General features: G+C 68.2%; 17 protein-coding genes. 9 read left to right on the top strand and 8 right to left on the bottom strand.

Annotated elements, in window-relative coordinates; genetic code table 11:
• Positions 1-83: 83 nt before the first annotated feature.
• Positions 84-1,358 (top strand): EAL domain-containing protein, encoded by a 1,275-nt coding sequence (locus LXM88_RS18765; protein WP_262535969.1) that lies wholly within the window; start codon positions 84-86, stop codon positions 1,356-1,358.
• A 19-nt stretch (positions 1,359-1,377) separates the two neighbouring features.
• Here LXM88_RS18765 and LXM88_RS18770 read toward each other — a convergent pair whose 3' ends face one another.
• The 3 genes from LXM88_RS18770 to LXM88_RS18780 all read right to left on the bottom strand — a co-directional run bounded on the left by LXM88_RS18770 (position 1,378) and on the right by LXM88_RS18780 (position 3,649).
• Positions 1,378-1,980, bottom strand: coding sequence for a class I SAM-dependent methyltransferase (locus LXM88_RS18770; protein WP_262535971.1), 603 nt, complete (start codon positions 1,978-1,980; stop codon positions 1,378-1,380).
• A 105-nt stretch (positions 1,981-2,085) separates the two neighbouring features.
• Entirely contained in the window at positions 2,086-3,132 is a 1,047-nt protein-coding gene (locus LXM88_RS18775; RefSeq protein WP_262535973.1) for a 2-dehydropantoate 2-reductase, read from the bottom strand.
• Positions 3,125-3,649 (bottom strand): Mpo1 family 2-hydroxy fatty acid dioxygenase, encoded by a 525-nt coding sequence (locus LXM88_RS18780; RefSeq protein ID WP_262535975.1) that lies wholly within the window; start codon positions 3,647-3,649, stop codon positions 3,125-3,127. Before LXM88_RS18780 ends, LXM88_RS18775 begins: the two co-directional genes overlap by 8 nt.
• A gap of 81 nt (positions 3,650-3,730) precedes the next feature.
• Between LXM88_RS18780 and LXM88_RS18785 the strand changes: the two genes are divergently transcribed.
• Entirely contained in the window at positions 3,731-4,438 is a 708-nt protein-coding gene (locus LXM88_RS18785) for a Crp/Fnr family transcriptional regulator (protein ID WP_262542875.1), read from the top strand.
• Between the two features lie 143 nt (positions 4,439-4,581).
• On the opposite strand, the gene sodB is transcribed toward LXM88_RS18785, so the two are convergent.
• The gene (gene sodB / locus LXM88_RS18790) at positions 4,582-5,160 is read right to left on the bottom strand and encodes a superoxide dismutase [Fe] (protein ID WP_011352986.1); all 579 of its coding nucleotides are present in this window, start codon (positions 5,158-5,160) and stop codon (positions 4,582-4,584) included.
• A gap of 226 nt (positions 5,161-5,386) precedes the next feature.
• Positions 5,387-6,769: an exodeoxyribonuclease VII large subunit gene (gene xseA / locus LXM88_RS18795; RefSeq protein ID WP_262535982.1), complete on the bottom strand. Its 1,383-nt coding sequence runs from the start codon at positions 6,767-6,769 to the stop codon at positions 5,387-5,389.
• A 450-nt stretch (positions 6,770-7,219) separates the two neighbouring features.
• On the opposite strand from xseA, the gene lpxK reads away from it, so the two are divergent.
• The 5 genes from lpxK (at position 7,220) to LXM88_RS18820 (ending at position 11,295) form a co-directional block, all read left to right on the top strand.
• The gene (gene lpxK / locus LXM88_RS18800) at positions 7,220-8,248 is read left to right on the top strand and encodes a tetraacyldisaccharide 4'-kinase (RefSeq protein ID WP_262535984.1); all 1,029 of its coding nucleotides are present in this window, start codon (positions 7,220-7,222) and stop codon (positions 8,246-8,248) included.
• Positions 8,229-8,423 (top strand): Trm112 family protein, encoded by a 195-nt coding sequence (locus tag LXM88_RS18805; RefSeq protein WP_006482216.1) that lies wholly within the window; start codon positions 8,229-8,231, stop codon positions 8,421-8,423. Before lpxK ends, LXM88_RS18805 begins: the two co-directional genes overlap by 20 nt.
• Before the next feature lie 108 nt (positions 8,424-8,531).
• Entirely contained in the window at positions 8,532-9,323 is a 792-nt protein-coding gene (gene kdsB, locus LXM88_RS18810; protein ID WP_262536016.1) for a 3-deoxy-manno-octulosonate cytidylyltransferase, read from the top strand.
• 208 nt (positions 9,324-9,531) lie between these two features.
• A complete protein-coding gene (adk, locus tag LXM88_RS18815; RefSeq protein WP_047898855.1) occupies positions 9,532-10,194 on the top strand; it encodes an adenylate kinase in 663 nt (220 codons plus the stop codon).
• A gap of 342 nt (positions 10,195-10,536) precedes the next feature.
• Complete coding sequence (locus LXM88_RS18820) at positions 10,537-11,295, top strand: SDR family NAD(P)-dependent oxidoreductase (protein ID WP_262536019.1); 759 nt, start codon at positions 10,537-10,539, stop codon at positions 11,293-11,295.
• Positions 11,296-11,363: 68 nt separating this feature from the next.
• Here LXM88_RS18820 and LXM88_RS18825 read toward each other — a convergent pair whose 3' ends face one another.
• Entirely contained in the window at positions 11,364-12,206 is an 843-nt protein-coding gene (locus LXM88_RS18825) for a SirB1 family protein (RefSeq protein WP_034190561.1), read from the bottom strand.
• An 8-nt stretch (positions 12,207-12,214) separates the two neighbouring features.
• Entirely contained in the window at positions 12,215-13,765 is a 1,551-nt protein-coding gene (gene murJ / locus LXM88_RS18830) for a murein biosynthesis integral membrane protein MurJ (RefSeq protein ID WP_262536021.1), read from the bottom strand.
• Positions 13,766-14,069: 304 nt separating this feature from the next.
• On the opposite strand from murJ, the gene rpsT reads away from it, so the two are divergent.
• Positions 14,070-14,342: a 30S ribosomal protein S20 gene (gene rpsT / locus LXM88_RS18835; RefSeq protein ID WP_047898858.1), complete on the top strand. Its 273-nt coding sequence runs from the start codon at positions 14,070-14,072 to the stop codon at positions 14,340-14,342.
• 149 nt (positions 14,343-14,491) lie between these two features.
• Here rpsT and LXM88_RS18840 read toward each other — a convergent pair whose 3' ends face one another.
• Positions 14,492-14,812, bottom strand: coding sequence for a DUF3579 domain-containing protein (locus tag LXM88_RS18840; protein ID WP_262536023.1), 321 nt, complete (start codon positions 14,810-14,812; stop codon positions 14,492-14,494).
• A gap of 412 nt (positions 14,813-15,224) precedes the next feature.
• Between LXM88_RS18840 and argF the strand changes: the two genes are divergently transcribed.
• A complete protein-coding gene (gene argF / locus LXM88_RS18845) occupies positions 15,225-16,154 on the top strand; it encodes an ornithine carbamoyltransferase (RefSeq protein WP_262536025.1) in 930 nt (309 codons plus the stop codon).
• Positions 16,155-16,173 lie beyond the last annotated feature (19 nt).

The following is a 16,173-nucleotide window of genomic DNA, read 5'->3' on the forward strand; positions in this document are numbered from 1 at the left end:
CCGCCGCACGGGGCGCGATGCCGTGCATGCTTCTTGCTCGCCTATTCTCTAGGTAAACTGGCAGTCTTCCTTCGGCCGACATCATGAGCATGATCGAAATCGATCCCCCCGGCTTTCAGCCGCCCCGCCCCGTCGCCGGCGACGACGGGAACCGGCGCACCGTGCTGTACGGCGGCTACACCGTGTTCAGCGTGTTCCAGCCCGTTTTCTCGGTGTCGCACCGCCGCGCGATCGGCTATCACGCATCGCTGCGCGCGCACGACGAGGAAAGCCGCCAGGTGGCGTCGCACGAGGTGTTCACGCAGGCGGCACGGCGCGGCGACCTGCTCGAACTCGGCCGGCTCGCCGAATCGCTGCATCTGGGCAACTTCCACGCGTTCGACAGTCACGACGAATGGCTTTTCCTGAGCCTGCACCCGGCCGCGCTGATGGACACCATCTACGGCGACGCGCTGCTCGCGAACCTGAAGGCGCTCGGGCTGCCGCCGCACCGCGTGGTGCTCGAGGTGCCCGAGCAGGCGGGCGGCGAGACGCCGCGCTACGCGGCGATCGTCGACGGGCTGCGCAAGGCCGGCTTCCTGATCGCGCTCGGCGGGTTCGGCGCGAAGCACTCGAACATCGACCGCGTGTGGCACCTGCATCCGGACATCGTCACGCTCGACCGCGGCATCCTCGCGCAGGCGAGCGAGCACTCGCATCTCGAACGCGTGCTGCCGGGGCTCGTGTCGCTGCTGCACGAATCCGGCCAGCTCGTGCTGATGGGCGGGCTGTCGACCGAGCGCGACGCAATGATCGCGCTCGAGTGCAACGTCGATTTCGTGCAGGGCCAGTATTTCGCGGGGCCGAGCGTCGACCCGGTGCAGCCGCAGGCTGCCGCGGGCTGCATGGATACGCTGTCGGCCGCGCTGCGGCTGCGCGTCGCGCAACGCGAGCGCAAGCAGGCGGAACGGCTCGCGCCGTATGTCGCCGCGCTCGAGGAAGCGAGCCAGAAGCTCGGCGCCGGCGCATCGCTCACCGACTCGGCCGCCGCCGTGCTCGGGCTGCCCGAGACCGCGCGCTGCTTCCTGCTCGACGCATCGGGACGCCAGATCGGCGACAACGTGCTCGCGCGCGGCAGCGTGTCGCAGCGCGCCAAGCGCTTCCGGCCACTGCTGCATTCCGAGGGTGCGAGCTGGGAGCGCCGCCCGTACTTCATCGACGCGATGCGCGCGCCGGGCCGCGTGCATCTGACGCCGCCCTACCTGTCGATCAACGAGGCACACCTGTGCGTGACCGCGTCGGTCGCCGCGCCCGCCGCGGCGGGCATGCAGGTGCTCTGCGTCGACATCAACTGGGAAGCGGCGCTCAGCCGCGAATGACCGCGACGGCGCGCCGCCTTCACGCGGCGGCGGCCTTGCGCACGATCAGCCGGTGCACGCGCTTGCCGGACGACGCGCTGACAACTTCATGTTCGTCGATCACGTGCATGCCGGCGCCGAGTGCCGCATGCATCCGCGCGGAGTCGAGCGGCGTATAGAGGCGGCCGCGCTCGTCGCGCAGCGCGCCGTTTCCGGCCACCCGCCAGCTCAGGTACAACGTGCCGCCCGGCATCAGGAGATCGGCCAGTCGCGCGGCGGCGGCGGCCGCGTCCGCCTGTTCGAGATGCATGACGACCGTCTCGCACAGCACGTTGCGAAACGCGCCGGACGGCACGCCGGCCAGCGCCGGCAGGGCGGCCAGTTCAAAGCTCAGATCGGGATGGCGCCGCCGCGCTTCGTCGAGCAGCGCGGTGCTCGCGTCGTAGCCGCGCACGTCGAAGCCGCGCGAAGCGAGCCAGGCCGTGTCGCGCCCTGCTCCGCAGCCGACGTCGGCGGTCGGCCCCGGCGAGAAATGCTGCTCGAGCAGCGCGTACATGTCGTCGGGCGCGGCCTGGTCGAGCCAGTCCTGCGCATATTGCGCGGCATGCGCGTCGTAGGCGTCGAGAGTCGGGCGATCGACCATGGTGATGGCTCCGCATAGGCGTCGTATGACGCACCTCGCATCTTAGCCGTTGCGCCCCGCCTGTGGCATCGCGTACGACCCGCGCAACGATGGCGCAAAGCCGGCCTACGCGGCCCGCGCGGCGTCCGTGCGCGGCGCCTGCGCGGCCAGCTCGGCCCACAGCGCGTCGCCGCGCCACGCCGGACGGGCCGCCGCGTTTTCCGCGTCATGGACGAGCGCGCACAGTCGCGCGTTGACCGGCGCCGGCGCACCGAAGCGCGCGGCGAGCCGAACGATCTCGCCGTTGATCCACTCGACTTCCGTCGCACGGTGTGCCGCCAAATCGTCGGACATCGACGAACGCGCGAGCGGATCGATCGCGAGCATCCGGCCGCCGAGCACGCGGAAAGCCGCATCGGGCAGATCGAGCACGGCCGGGATCCACGCGGCCGGCAATGGCGTCAGCCGCGCGGGCCGGATCGCGGCACGCGCGAGCCAGTGAAGCGCTTCGCGCTGGGCCAGTGCGACGCAGCGGCGATACGCGCGTTGCGCGAGTTCGTCGCGCAGCGGCAGGTTCGCGAGCGCATTGACCGCGTTGTTCAGGTTGAGCAGCAGCTTCGCCCATTGCACGGCCGGCATGTCGCGATGCAGCGCGAGCGGCAGCCCGGCACGCGCGAATGCGCCGGTAAAAGGCTGCAGCGCGGGCGACGCATCGGCCGCGAGCGCGCCGGCCGAACCCTGGTGAAACGCGCCGGGCCCGCGCTCGATCACGTTGAACGGCACCATGCCGGCCAGCACGGTCGCTTGCGGCAGCGCGTCGCGCAGCACGTCGGCATTGTGCAGGCCGTTCTGGAAGCTGATCACGACCGTACCGGGCCGCAACACGCCGGCGAACTGCGCGGCGGCGTCGCGCGTCGCGGCCGACTTCACCGCGACCAGCACGAGCCGCGCGGCGGCCGCGGCGGCCGGATCGGTCGCGAACGCGACATCGGCCGGCGCGAGCGTCGCGCGATAACCGCGCTGATCGGTCAGCGTGAGCCCGTGCCGATGAATCGCGTCGCCGATCCGCGCGCGGCCGACGAGCGTCACTTGCGCGCCGGCTGCCGCGAGCCGGCCGCCGAGATAGCAGCCGACGGCGCCCGCGCCGACCACGCAGACCGGCCCGTCAGACATGCGAGTGCGCGCCGCCGTGCACGGGCCCGGCCCGCCGCTCGACTTCGCGGCGCACGTCGCCGCGCAGCCCCGCGAAGAACGCGACTTCGGCGACGACGAACAGCGGCCCGACCATCAGGCCGACCAGATCGTCGACGAATGCGGGCTTGCGCCCTTCGAACCAGTGCCCGACGAACTGCACGATCCAGCCGGCGACGAACGCGCCGATGCCGATCGCGAGCCATTGCGCGGTCGGCAGCAGCGCGAGCGCCTGCGCGGCCCACAGGCCGAGCGCGAACAGCGCGGTCATCACGATCCCGAACCGCAGGTCGAGACTCAGGTAGAACACCGCGAACGCGACGGCGAGCAGCAGTGCCGGCGACAGCGCAATGCCGGCCAGCATCCCGATCGCCGGCCGCGACAGCAGCACTTCGACCGCGAACACGATCATCGGGATGCCGACCAGATGCGTCGCGATGTTGCGCGCGTCGCGATGGTAGGCCGCATACTGGGAAAGATGGTCTTCGAGCGTCTTCATCGCGTCTCCTGGTCGGTCGTTGAGCGCTATGATGCGCGTCACGCCCGAGAACCTCTGTCAGCTACCCGACATCGCGTGACCATGCCCTCGTCGCTCGCCCCCTACCTGCCGCAGATTGAAACGAACCCGTGGTTCGCCGCGCTGCCGCCCGCGTTGCGCGCGGACCTGCTCGGCCGTGCGGCGCTGCGCCGCCTGCCGGCCGGTCACGCGCTGTTCCGGCGCGGCGACCCGCCGTGCGGGCTGTACGCGGTACTGGCCGGTTCACTCACGATAGGTGCGGTCGACCCGCAGGGCAAGGAAGCGCTGCTGACGGTCGCCGAGCCCGTCACGTGGTTCGGCGAAATCGCGCTGTTCGACGGCCAGCCGCGCACGCACGACGCGATCGCGCTCGACGACGCGCTGCTGCTGCACGTGCCGCAGGCCGCGCTGCTCGCGATTCTCGCCGCGACGCCGCAATACTGGCGGCAGTTCGCGCTGCTGATGGCGCAAAAGCTGCGCCTGAGCTTCCTCACCGTCGAATCGATGAGCGTGATGCCGGCCGCGCAGCGGCTCGCCGCGCGCCTGCTGATGATCGCCGAAGGCTACGGCGGCATCAGCGCCGGACGCACAAGCGTACGGCTGTCGCAGGAAACGCTCGCGTCGATGCTGTCGCTGACGCGTCAGACCACCAACCAGCTGCTGAAGGCGCTGCAGGCCGACGGCGTCGTACGGCTGCATGTCGGCGAGATCGAACTCGTCGACATCGACGCGTTGCGCCGCGCGAGCGGGCTGGGCGACGGTACGCACTGAACGCCGCGCAACGGCTGACACGCGGCGCGGCGCCATCGTGTTCGCGAGCTCGGCACGAGCCTGCCGGACAAAAACAAAAAAGCCCTCGTTTCGAGGGCTTTTTCGTGGGTGCCGCGCGCCGTAGAAGCGCGCAGGCGCCGGACTTACGCGAAGTTCTTCGCTGCGAAGTCCCAGTTCACGATGTTCCAGAACGCTTCGACGAACTTCGGACGTGCGTTGCGGTAGTCGATGTAGTACGCGTGTTCCCACACGTCGATCGTCAGCAGTGCCTTGTCGGCGGTCGTCAGCGGCGTCGCTGCGTTGCTCGTCGACACGATGTCGAGCGAACCGTCAGCCTTCTTCACCAGCCATGCCCAGCCCGAACCGAACGTGCCGACTGCAGCCTTCGTGAACGCTTCCTTGAATGCGTCGTACGAACCCCACTTCGCATTGATCGCGTCGCCCAGCGCGCCCGTCGGTGCGCCGCCGCCGTTCGGCGACAGGCTGTTCCAGAAGAACGTGTGGTTCCAGATTTGCGCGGCGTTGTTGAAGATGCCGCCCGACGACTTCTTCACGATCTCTTCCAGCGACAGGTTTTCGAATTCCGTGCCCGGGATCAGATTGTTCAGGTTCGTCACATAAGCCTGATGGTGCTTGCCGTAGTGGTACTGGATCGTCTCGAGCGAGATGGTCGGCGCGAGTGCGTCTTCAGCGTACGGGAGCGGCGGGAGCGTATGAGCCATGGCGATTCCTTCGTTGAGTATGTAGGGGGGCTTGTGTTGAATGCTGCCGAGCGTCCGATTGTAGGCGAGGACGAATAACCCCGCAAACTCACGGGCCATTTATCCGCGGTATGCGGAAAAGCGATGTTCGCGCATCGTCCGGCAGGACGAACCGGCGATGCGCAGCATCCGTTCCCGTCCGCGGGACGCCCGTTTCGACCCGTCGCTTCGCGTGCGCCGGTTAACGTCAGATCGTATCGGTCAGGCGCGGCTGCACGTCGGCGAGCGTGACGTCGGCCGCCCCTTCGGCGAGATGCACGGTCAGGCGACGCTGCGGCTTCAGCGCGCTCGGCGCGCGCACCGCGCGGCCCGTCTGCGCATCGATGAGCGCCGCATAGCCGCGCTCGAGCGTACGCTGCGGGCTCAGCACCTCGAGCCGCGCCGCACAGGCTGACACACGTGCCGTGTCGCGTTCGTGACGGCGCTGCAATGCAACCGCGAGACGCTGCGACAGCCCCGCGAGCGCCTGGCGCGCCTGTGACGGATCGGGCCGCGCGCGCTGCCAGCGCAACTGCGCGAGCGCGAAGCGCGCGCGTGCGTCGCGCACCGGCCGCGACGCCGCCGACGCGAGCCGCACCGCGAGCTGCTCGACGTGCGTGCGCTGCCGCTGCAGCCGCTCGGCCGGGCTCACGAGCCGGCGCGCAAGCCAGTCGAGCTGCTGCGCGCGCTGTTCGAGCCGGCGCTCCATGCCGCGCGCGAGCGCACGCTGGCGGTCGCCGACCTCGCGCAGCAGCAGCGCGCGCTGCGGGCTCGCGAGTTCGGCCGCGCCGGTCGGCGTCGGCGCGCGCACGTCGGCCGCGAAGTCCGCGATCGTGAAATCGGTTTCGTGCCCGACGCCGCTGACGACCGGCAGTTCGCTCGCCGCGATCGCGCGCGCCAGCGCTTCGTCGTTGAACGACCACAGATCCTCGATCGAGCCGCCGCCGCGGCAGACCAGCAGCACGTCGACCTCGCGCCGCGCATTCGCGGCCTCGACGGCCGCAACGAGCTTTTCGGCGGAGCCGGCACCCTGCACGGGCGCCGGATAGACGATCACCGGAATGTGCGGCGCGCGGCGCGCAAGCGTGGTCAGCACGTCGCGCAGCGCGGCGGCCTGCAGCGACGTGACGATGCCGATCGCGCGCGGGTGGGCCGGCAGCGGCCGCTTGCGCTCGGGTGCGAACAGGCCCTCGCCTTCGAGCTGCGCCTTCAGCCGCAGGAACGCCTCGTACAGGCGCCCCTGCCCGGTGCGCCGCACGGCCTCGACGTTGAGCTGCACTTCGCCGCGCGGCTCGTACATCGTGACGACCGCACGCACCTCGATCCGGTCGCCTTCGCGCGGCGTGAATTCCGCGTATTGGGCACGGCCGCGGAACATCACGCAGCGCATCTGCGCCTGCTGGTCCTTGATCGAGAAATACCAGTGGCCGCTCGCGGCGCGCGTGAAATTCGATACTTCGCCCGAAATCCACAGCAGCGGAAACGAGCGCTCGAGCATCGTCGAAATCGCGCGATTGAGCGCCGAAACGGGAATCACTTCGTCGCCGCTGCGGGTCGCGCCCGGTGCGGCAAAAGGGGAGTCGGAAGGCATGGACGGTCGGATGAATGCTGGCGGCGACACGATAGTCCGACACGCGCGCGGCGTCCAGCACCGACCGCATGCGCCGCGACGCGCGGAAGGTGTCCACACTTTGGCAATCGTCCAAGTAAAACGCTCGAAAACCGCGGAAAAACCCAGACGATTCGCGATAACACATTGTTTTTTATCGTTTTTTAAACCTTTCCAAATGATTCCCATCCGATTCGAGGTCCACCCGACGGGCGTTTGAGGCCATCGACCGGGGAGTTCTTCACAGAGTTATCCACAGCCCGTCGCGATTCGGCCCCGCAGGCTGCGTCGGCCGGTGGCGCTTGCCGCGTCCGCATGTGGCACGCTAGAGTGCCGCCTTCCGCAGACCCCGCGGCATGCGCCGCCCAACGGAGAATCCGCCTTGACGAATCCGTCCCACGCCGCGGCGCACGACGCGCCGCGCCCGGCCCGATGAGCGCGCCCGGCGGCCCGCTCGGCCGGCTCGAAGCGCGCCTGACACGCGAATGGCAGCGGCGCGGCGCACTCGCGTGGGCGCTCACGCCGTTCGCATGCGTGTTCGGCCTGTGCGCGGCGCTGCGGCGCACCGCGTACACACAGGGCTGGAAGAAGCCGGTCGACGTCGGCGTGCCCGTCGTCGTGGTCGGCAACGTGACCGTCGGCGGCACCGGCAAGACACCGACCGTGATCGCGCTCGTCGACGCGTTGCGCGCGGCCGGCTTCACGCCCGGCGTCGTGTCGCGCGGCTACGGCGCGACCGTGAAAGCGCCGACCGCCGTCACCCCCGCATCGCGCGCAAGCGTGGGCGGCGACGAGCCGCTGCTGATCGCGCGCCGCACCGGCGCGCCCGTCTGGGTGTGCCCCGACCGCGTCGCGGCCGCGCAGGCGCTGCGCGCCGCGCATCCGGACGTCGACGTGATCGTCAGCGACGACGGCCTGCAGCACTACCGCCTCGCGCGCACGGTCGAGCTCGTCGTGTTCGACCACCGGCTCGGCGGCAACGGCTTCCTGCTGCCGGCCGGCCCGCTGCGCGAGCCGCTGTCGCGGCACCGCGACGCCACGCTCGTCAACGACCCGTACAGCGGCGCGCTGCCGCCGTGGCCCGACACCTACGCGCTCGCGCTCACGCCGGGCGCCGCGTGGCACCTCGACCAGCCCGCGCTGCGCCGCCCGCTGTCGCAGTTCGCGCACGAGCGCGTGCTCGCGGCCGCCGGCATCGGCGCGCCGGAGCGCTTCTTCGCGACGCTGCGCGCGGCCGGTCTCGCGCCGGCGACGCGGGCACTGCCGGACCACTACGCGTTCGCCGACAATCCGTTCGTCGACGACGCCGTCGATGCGATCCTGATCACCGAGAAGGATGCAGTAAAATTGGGCGCTTCCTGGCGCGACGCTCGACTGTGGGTCGTCCCCGTCGAAGCCGCGCTCGACCCTCGCCTCATTGCCCTCGTTGTGGAGAAACTCCGTGGACGCTCGCCTGCTTGAAATCATTGTGTGCCCTATCTGCAAAGGCCCGCTCCACTATGACCGTGCCGCGCAGGAGCTGATCTGCAACGCGGACAAGCTCGCGTACCCGATCCGCGACGGCATCCCCGTGATGCTCGTCGACGAAGCACGCCAGACCGTCGAAGGCACGCCGGTCGACCCAGCCGGCCGCTAAGCCGCGCAATCGCTTGAAGGCGACCCGGCCGCGCCCGGTCGCCGAACCCCGCCGGGCGACCGGCTCCGGACGCGCCACCCGCCCCGTCCCTCTCACCGCTCACCCCCGATGACTCACCCGCAACCCTTCATCGCCGTCATTCCCGCCCGGCTCGCGTCGACGCGCCTCCCGAACAAGCCGCTCGCCGATCTCGGCGGCAAGCCGATGGTCGTGCGCGTCGCCGAGCGCGCGCGCGAAGCGGGCGCGCAGCAGGTGCTCGTCGCATCCGACGCGCAGAGCGTGCTCGATGCGGCGCGCGATCACGGCTTCGAAGCGGTGCTGACGCGTGCCGACCATCCGTCCGGCACCGACCGGCTCGCGGAAGTCGCGGCGACGTTCGGGTGGAGCGACGACACCGTCGTCGTCAACGTGCAGGGCGACGAGCCGCTGATCGACCCCGTGCTCGTGCGCGACGTAGCGTCGCACCTGGCCTCACATCCGGCCTGCGCGATCGCGACCGCGGCACACCCGATCCACGACGCGGCCGACGTGTTCAACCCGAACGTCGTGAAGGTCGCGCTCGACGCGCACAGCGTCGCGCTGTACTTCTCGCGCGCGCCGATTCCGTGGAGCCGCGACGCATACCAGCCGCACTGGCCCGACGTCTCGGCCATGCCGGCCCCGGCATTTCCGGTCTACCGGCACATCGGCCTCTATGCATATCGCGCGCGTTTCCTGCGCACGTATCCGTCGCTCGCGCAGGCGCCGATCGAACAGGCCGAGCAGCTCGAACAGCTGCGCGCGCTCTGGCACGGCGAGCGCATCGCAGTGCTGATCACCGAGTCCGCGCCCGAAGCCGGCATCGACACGCCGGCCGATCTCGCGCGCGTGCAGGCCCTTTTTCAGCCGGGTTCAAAATAACCCGTGGCATAATCAGGCGATTGTGCGAGCCGTCCGCGACCAGCGCGTCCTCGCTTGACCCCGCCCGCGGCCTTGCCGGCAGCCGCGCGTCGCCGAAGCCGACGCGCCGCATCAGACCGGTCCGTCGCGCGCCAGGCAAGCCCCGCGCACGCAGTCGCCGGCGCCTTTGAAGCTCGCCACACGAATCTACATACTTGGAGATATCACCATGCGTTTGATCCTGTTGGGCGCGCCCGGCGCGGGAAAGGGCACCCAGGCAAACTTCATCAAGGAAAAGTTCGGCATCCCGCAAATCTCGACGGGCGACATGCTGCGCGCGGCCGTGAAGGCCGGCACGCCGCTCGGCATCGAAGCGAAGCGCTTCATGGATGAAGGCAAGCTCGTGACCGACGACCTGATCATCGGCCTCGTCAAGGAGCGCCTGAAGGAATCCGATTGCGCGAACGGCTATCTGTTCGACGGCTTCCCGCGCACGATCGCGCAGGCCGATGCGATGAAGGACGCCGGCGTCGCGATCGACTACGTGCTCGAAATCGACGTGCCGTTCTCGGAAATCATCGAGCGCATGAGCGGCCGCCGCACGCACCCGGCATCGGGCCGCACGTACCACGTCAAGTTCAACCCGCCGAAGGTCGAGGGCCAGGACGACGTGACGGGCGAACCGCTGATCCAGCGCGACGACGACAAGGAAGAAACCGTCAAGAAGCGTCTCGAAGTGTACGAAGCGCAGACCAAGCCGCTGATCAAGTACTACGGCGACTGGGCGCAGCGCGGCGAGGAAAACGGCCTGAAGGCACCGCAGTATCGCAAGATCTCGGGCCTCGGCACCGTCGAGGAAATCCGCGAGCGTGCGTTCGACGCACTGAAGTAAGCACTGCGTCGCGCACCGCGAGCCGCCCTGTCCGGGCGGCTTTTTTTTCGCCCGGCCGAGACAAGCACGATCGTGCTTGTCTCGCCGCCGCGCGATGGCGCCTCGTACAATCGGTCGGATGCATGCGCGCCGCCAACCGGCGCACGGCTTTTCAACCGATCGCTTCGCATCGGACGGCACAACCGCTTTGCATGGGACCTCCCCAAGCGCTAAAGCGCCAAGGGTGGTCGACCGCTTTGCATGGGACCTCCCTAAGCGCTAAAGCGCCAAGGGTGGTCGACGCTTTGCATGGGACCTCCCTAAGCGCTAAAGCGCCAAGGGTGGTCGACAAAGGAGACAGTCATGGAGATTCGCGGCAACGTCTTTCTGATCACGGGCGGCGCATCGGGCCTCGGCGCCGGAACGGCGCGGATGCTCGCGCAGGCAGGCGGCAAGGTCGTACTTGCCGACTTGAACGAGGCGGCGGGCATCGCGCTCGCAACCGAGCTGGGCGGCGTATTCGTACGATGCGACGTGTCGAGCGAAGCCGACGCGCAGGCGGCCGTCGACGCGGCGACGCGCGCGGGCACGCTGCGCGGCCTCGTCAACTGCGCGGGCATCGCGCCCGCGGCGAAAACCGTCGGCAAGGACGGCGCGCATCCGCTCGACGTGTTCGCGAAGACGATCAACGTGAACCTGGTCGGCACGTTCAACATGATCCGGCTCGCGGCGGCCGCGATGGCCGCAACCGCGCCGACCGCCGACGGCGAGCGCGGCGTGATCGTCAGCACCGCATCGGTCGCCGCATTCGACGGACAAATCGGCCAGGCCGCGTACGCGGCCTCGAAGGCCGGCGTCGCGGGGATGACGCTGCCGATCGCGCGCGACCTGTCGCGCAGCGGCATTCGTGTGATGACGATCGCGCCCGGCCTGTTCGAGACGCCGATGCTGCTCGGCATGCCGCAGGACGTGCAGCACGCGCTCGGCGCGATGGTGCCGTTCCCGCCGCGGCTCGGCAAACCGGCCGAATACGCGATGCTGGTGCGCCAGATCGTCGAGAATCCGATGCTCAACGGCGAAGTGATCCGCCTCGACGGCGCGATCCGGATGCAGCCGAAGTAAGCGCGCATGAAAAAAACGCCCGCGTTGCGGGCGTTGTTCATTCCGGGTTCCGGTAGTCGCGCGGCGGCTCAGTCCTCGCCGTCGCGCTGCATCCGCTGCCGCAATTCGGTCACCTGCGACTCGACGACGGTCGCATCGTCCGCCTCCGGCCGCTCGCCGAGATACTGCTCGAGATCCTCGAGTGCGGGGCGCAGGTAGTCGAGCCGTGCATACGCGAAACCGCGATCGCGCACCTCGTCGAGCTGTTCGGGCAACAGGATCACGAGCCGCTGCTGCACCGCGAGCAGCCGCTGCCAGCGCTCCGTCTGCAGATAGATCGTCTTCAGGTTGCGCAGCATCCGCGCGATGATCTCGCGGCTCGTCGCGGGCTGCAGCAGCGCGCGCAATGCGCTGTCGACCGCGCCGGCCGCACGCGCGACGTACGGCTCGAGCATCTCGACCATCTCGGCTTCGGACAGCGAATGCCCATTGGTCGGATCGATGATCAGGTCGCCGTCCGGCAGCGTGACGCGCAGCAGGAAATGGCCGGGGAACGATACGCCGCGCGCCGGCACGCCGATCTGCTCGGCAAGCTCCAGGTACAGCACCGACAGCGAGATCGGGATCCCGCGCCGCCGCTTCAGCACGGCGTTCAGGTGGCTGTTATCCGGGTCGTAGTAGTCGTTGTGATTGCACGCGAAGCCGAGCTCGCGGAAGAAGAAGTCGTTCAGCGCGGCGACGCGGCCTTTCAGGTCCGCATCGTCGGCGAGCCGCCGGCGCAGCCGCGCCGCCAGCATGTCGAGTTCGGCCAGCGTGCCCTGCAGGTCGAGGTCGGGATACGCGTCCTGCGCCAGCGACAGCGCGGTCTCCGTGACGGGCAGGCTGTCGTCGTCCGCCACGAGCGTGCTGAAGTAGTCGAGGACGCGGGTCATTGCGGTCGTCACTTGGCGCGCCTTCTGAAGTAAGCGTATTTGAAGCCCATCACCCACAACATACCGAAATATAGTGCAGCGAACAGCACGAGGCACGCGGCCATCAACGCGATGCGATCGAGCGGCTGCGTGCGCATCCCGGTCCAGTCGAAACTGATCGAGAACCAGTGCATCACGCCCGCGAGCACCAGCGTCGCGCCGACGAGCTGCATGAAGAAGCGCGGCCAGCCCGGCGACGGCTGGTAGATGCCGCGCTTGCGCAGCCCGAGGAACAGCAGCAGCGAGTTCAGGCACGCACCGACGCCGATGCTCAGCGTGAGGCCCGCATGGCCGATCAGCGGCACGAACACGTAGTTCGAGATCTGCGTGACGATCAGCACGCCGATCGCGATCTTCACGGGCGTCTTGATGTCCTGCTTCGCATAGAAGCCCGGCGCGAGGATCTTGATCAGGATGATGCCGACCAGGCCGATCCCGTAGGTCGCCAGCGCGCGCGCGACCATCGTGACGGTATGCGCGTCGAACTTGCCGTAGTTGAAGAGCGTCGCGGTAAGCGGCGTCGCGAAGAAGAACAGCGCGAGCGCGCTCGGCGCCGCGAGCAGGAACGTGACGCGCAGCCCCCAGTCGAGCAGCGCCGAATATTCAGTCGAATCCGCGTCGACGTGCGCCTTCGACAGGCTCGGCAGCAGGATCGTGCCGAGCGCGACGCCGAGCAGCGCCGTCGGGAATTCCATCAGGCGGTCGGCGTAGTTGATCCACGACACGGCGCCCTGCCCGAGCCGCGACGCGATGTTGGTGTTGATGATCAGCGAAAGCTGCGCGACCGACACCGCGAACGTCGCGGGCACCATCTTCGCGAGCACGCGCTTCACGCCGGGATGGCGCAGCGCGCGCAGCGGATTGAGGCCGATCAGCGGCACCATGTCGATCTTCCTCAGGCCCGGCAGTTGCACGAGGAACTGCAGCACGCCGCCGACGATGACGGCCCACGCGAGCGCGAACACCGGCACCTTCAGGTGCGGCGCGACGAACACGGCCGCGGCGATGAACGCGACGTTGAGCAGCACCGGCGCGAACGCGGGCAACGAGAAGCTCTTGTACGTGTTCAGCACGCCGGACGCGAGCGTCGTCAGCGAAATGAACACGATGTACGGGAACATGATCTGCGTCATCGTGACCGCGAGCGGGAACGCCTGGCCGTCGGTGTGCAGGCCGGACGCGACCGCGAACACGACCCACGACGCACCGGCGATCCCGGCGACCGACAGCACGGCAAGCGCCCACGCAAGCACGGTCGACATCGCGTCGACGAGCGCCTTCGTCGCATCGTGCCCCTGCTGGTTCTTGAACTCGGCGAGGATCGGCACGAACGCCTGCGAGAACGCGCCTTCAGCAGAAAGGCGGCGCAACAGGTTCGGGATGCGGAAGGCGACGTAGAACGCGTCGGTGTATTGACTGGCGCCGAACGCACGGGCGATCAGCGTCTCGCGGGCCAGTCCGGTCACGCGCGACAGCAGCGTGAAGCCGCTGACCGTCAGCAGGGCTCGGAATAGATTCATGGGGCGCTTATTATACGGACGTTGCGTGGCCCGGCCACCGGCCGATGCCGAAAAGCACGCCCGCCGCGGGCACCCCGCCCGACGGGTATCACGACGAACTTGCCACTCGCTTGATTTTGTTGCTATAATCGCCCGTTTCTGGGCTCGTACATGCACGGCAACTGCCGTTTTCATGTCCCGGCCTCGGTTAAAATCACCGTTTTTTTATGCGCCCCTGGGCAATCGTTCTCAGGGGACGGATCGAAAAGCAGCGCTTGGCCGTCAGGCTCCAAGCTCTGGAAACAGGACAGGATAAGGAACCGTCATGGCTAACTCCGCACAAGCACGCAAGCGCGCCCGCCAGGCCGCGAAGGCAAACTCGCACAACTCGGCGCTGCGCTCGAAATTCCGTACCGCGATCAAGTCGGTTCGCAAGGCTGTTGAAGCCGGCGACCACGCAAAGGCTGCCGATCTGTTCAAGGCTGCCGTGAAGACGATCGACACGATCGCCGACAAGAAGATCGTTCACAAGAACAAGGCCGCTCGCAGCAAGAGCCGCCTGGCCGCAGCCGTCAAGGGCCTGCAGGCAGCAGCGTAACTCCGGTGCGCCCGCCCACGCGGGCGCTCCTGTTTCCTGCGATCGCAAAAAAGCCCGCCTAGGCGGGCTTTTTTGTCGTCTGTCGTCCGGACATCATGCCGGCCGACGACAGCCGGGGCGGGCGCACCAGGCGCCCTCGCCCGTCGGCATCACTTCTTCGCGCTGTAGTCCGGCAGTTCGCACGCCTCGGTGACGACGAGGTGGTTGTCCTTCGCGAAATTCAGCACGAAATCGAAAGCCATCGGCTCGATGTCGCGCAACCGCGAATCGAGGATCACGCATTTCAGGTCGCCGAGCATCGTCGGGCGCACGTACAGCGAATACTTGAGACGCGCATTCGGCCCGCTCGCCCCCGGCCCGAAGCAGGCCATCACACCGGCCAGACGTTCCGACCAGTCGCTCGGGCGAAACTTTTTCCCGTCTTTCGTGATGCCCTGGATAAAGAATTCGGTCGGAGGGGTTTCAGCCATGTGGTTACCCAAGTGACGGCCCGGCGATGCCCAGGCGACGGCGCCTGGATACGCGAACACAAAGCTGGAATGGACGGCGGCACAAGCATTCGGATATCCCGAAAACAGGACGTCGATGCGCGCCGCCGGTGTGCTGCACCGGATTTGTGCAGCGCACGGCTTGTGTCCGGCAGAGCGCGAAGAGGCTTGCCTGCCGGGCTGGAGAAAACTTTTCGATTATACCGCAGCGCGCCATCGCGCGTCGTCCCGACGCCCCCTTCCCGCGCCGCCGGCCGCGCGCGGCGATCGTGCCCCGCCTCTCTCCGCGGCTCGTCAAAGCACAGAAAATCCTTTATGCTGCTTTGAGTTATCCACACCCGACGGCGGCGCCGTCCGGCCTCGCTGCCGGGTGAAACCCGCCGTATCTTGCTTCATGACCGCCAAAACCATTCGTCACTACCTGCAGTTCAAGGATTTCTCGCTGGAAGACTACGAGTACGTGCTCGAACGCACGGGTATCCTGAAGCGCAAGTTCAAGAACTACGAGACCTATCACCCGCTGCACGACCGCACGCTCGCGATGATCTTCGAGAAGAGCTCGACGCGCACGCGCCTGTCGTTCGAGGCCGGGATCTTCCAGCTCGGCGGCCACGCCGTCTTCATGAGTACGCGCGACACGCAGCTCGGCCGCGGCGAGCCCGTCGAGGATTCCGCGCAGGTCATCTCGCGGATGGTCGACATCATCATGATCCGCACGTTCGAGCAGGACGTCATCAAGCGCTTCGCGGAGAACTCCCGCGTGCCGGTGATCAACGGCCTGACCAACGATTACCACCCGTGCCAGGTGCTCGCCGACATCTTCACGTACTACGAGCATCGCGGCCCGATCGCCGGCAAGACCGTCGCGTGGGTCGGCGATGCGAACAACATGCTCTACACGTGGATCGAAGCCGCGCAGATCCTCGGCTTCAAGCTGCGCCTGTCGACGCCGCCGGGCTATGCGCTCGACATGAAGCTCGTGTCGCCCGACAGCGCACCGTTCTACGAGGTGTTCGACGATCCGAACGAAGCGTGCAAGGACGCCGATCTCGTGACGACCGACGTGTGGACGAGCATGGGTTTCGAAGCCGAGAACGAAGCGCGGATGAAGGCGTTCGCCGACTGGTGCGTCGACGAGGAAATGATGGGCCACGCGAACCCGGACGCGCTGTTCATGCACTGCCTGCCCGCGCACCGCGGCGAGGAAGTGACGGCCGGCGTGATCGACGGCCCGCAAAGCGTCGTATGGGACGAGGCGGAAAACCGCCTGCACGTGCAGAAAGCGCTGATGGAGTTCCTGCTGCTCGGCCGGCTGAAACACTGACGCGCGCGGCCTCGTCGCA

This window comes from Burkholderia sp. S-53 (assembly GCF_025560745.1).
In the GTDB taxonomy this organism is placed as follows: Bacteria; Pseudomonadota; Gammaproteobacteria; order Burkholderiales; family Burkholderiaceae; genus Burkholderia; species Burkholderia pyrrocinia.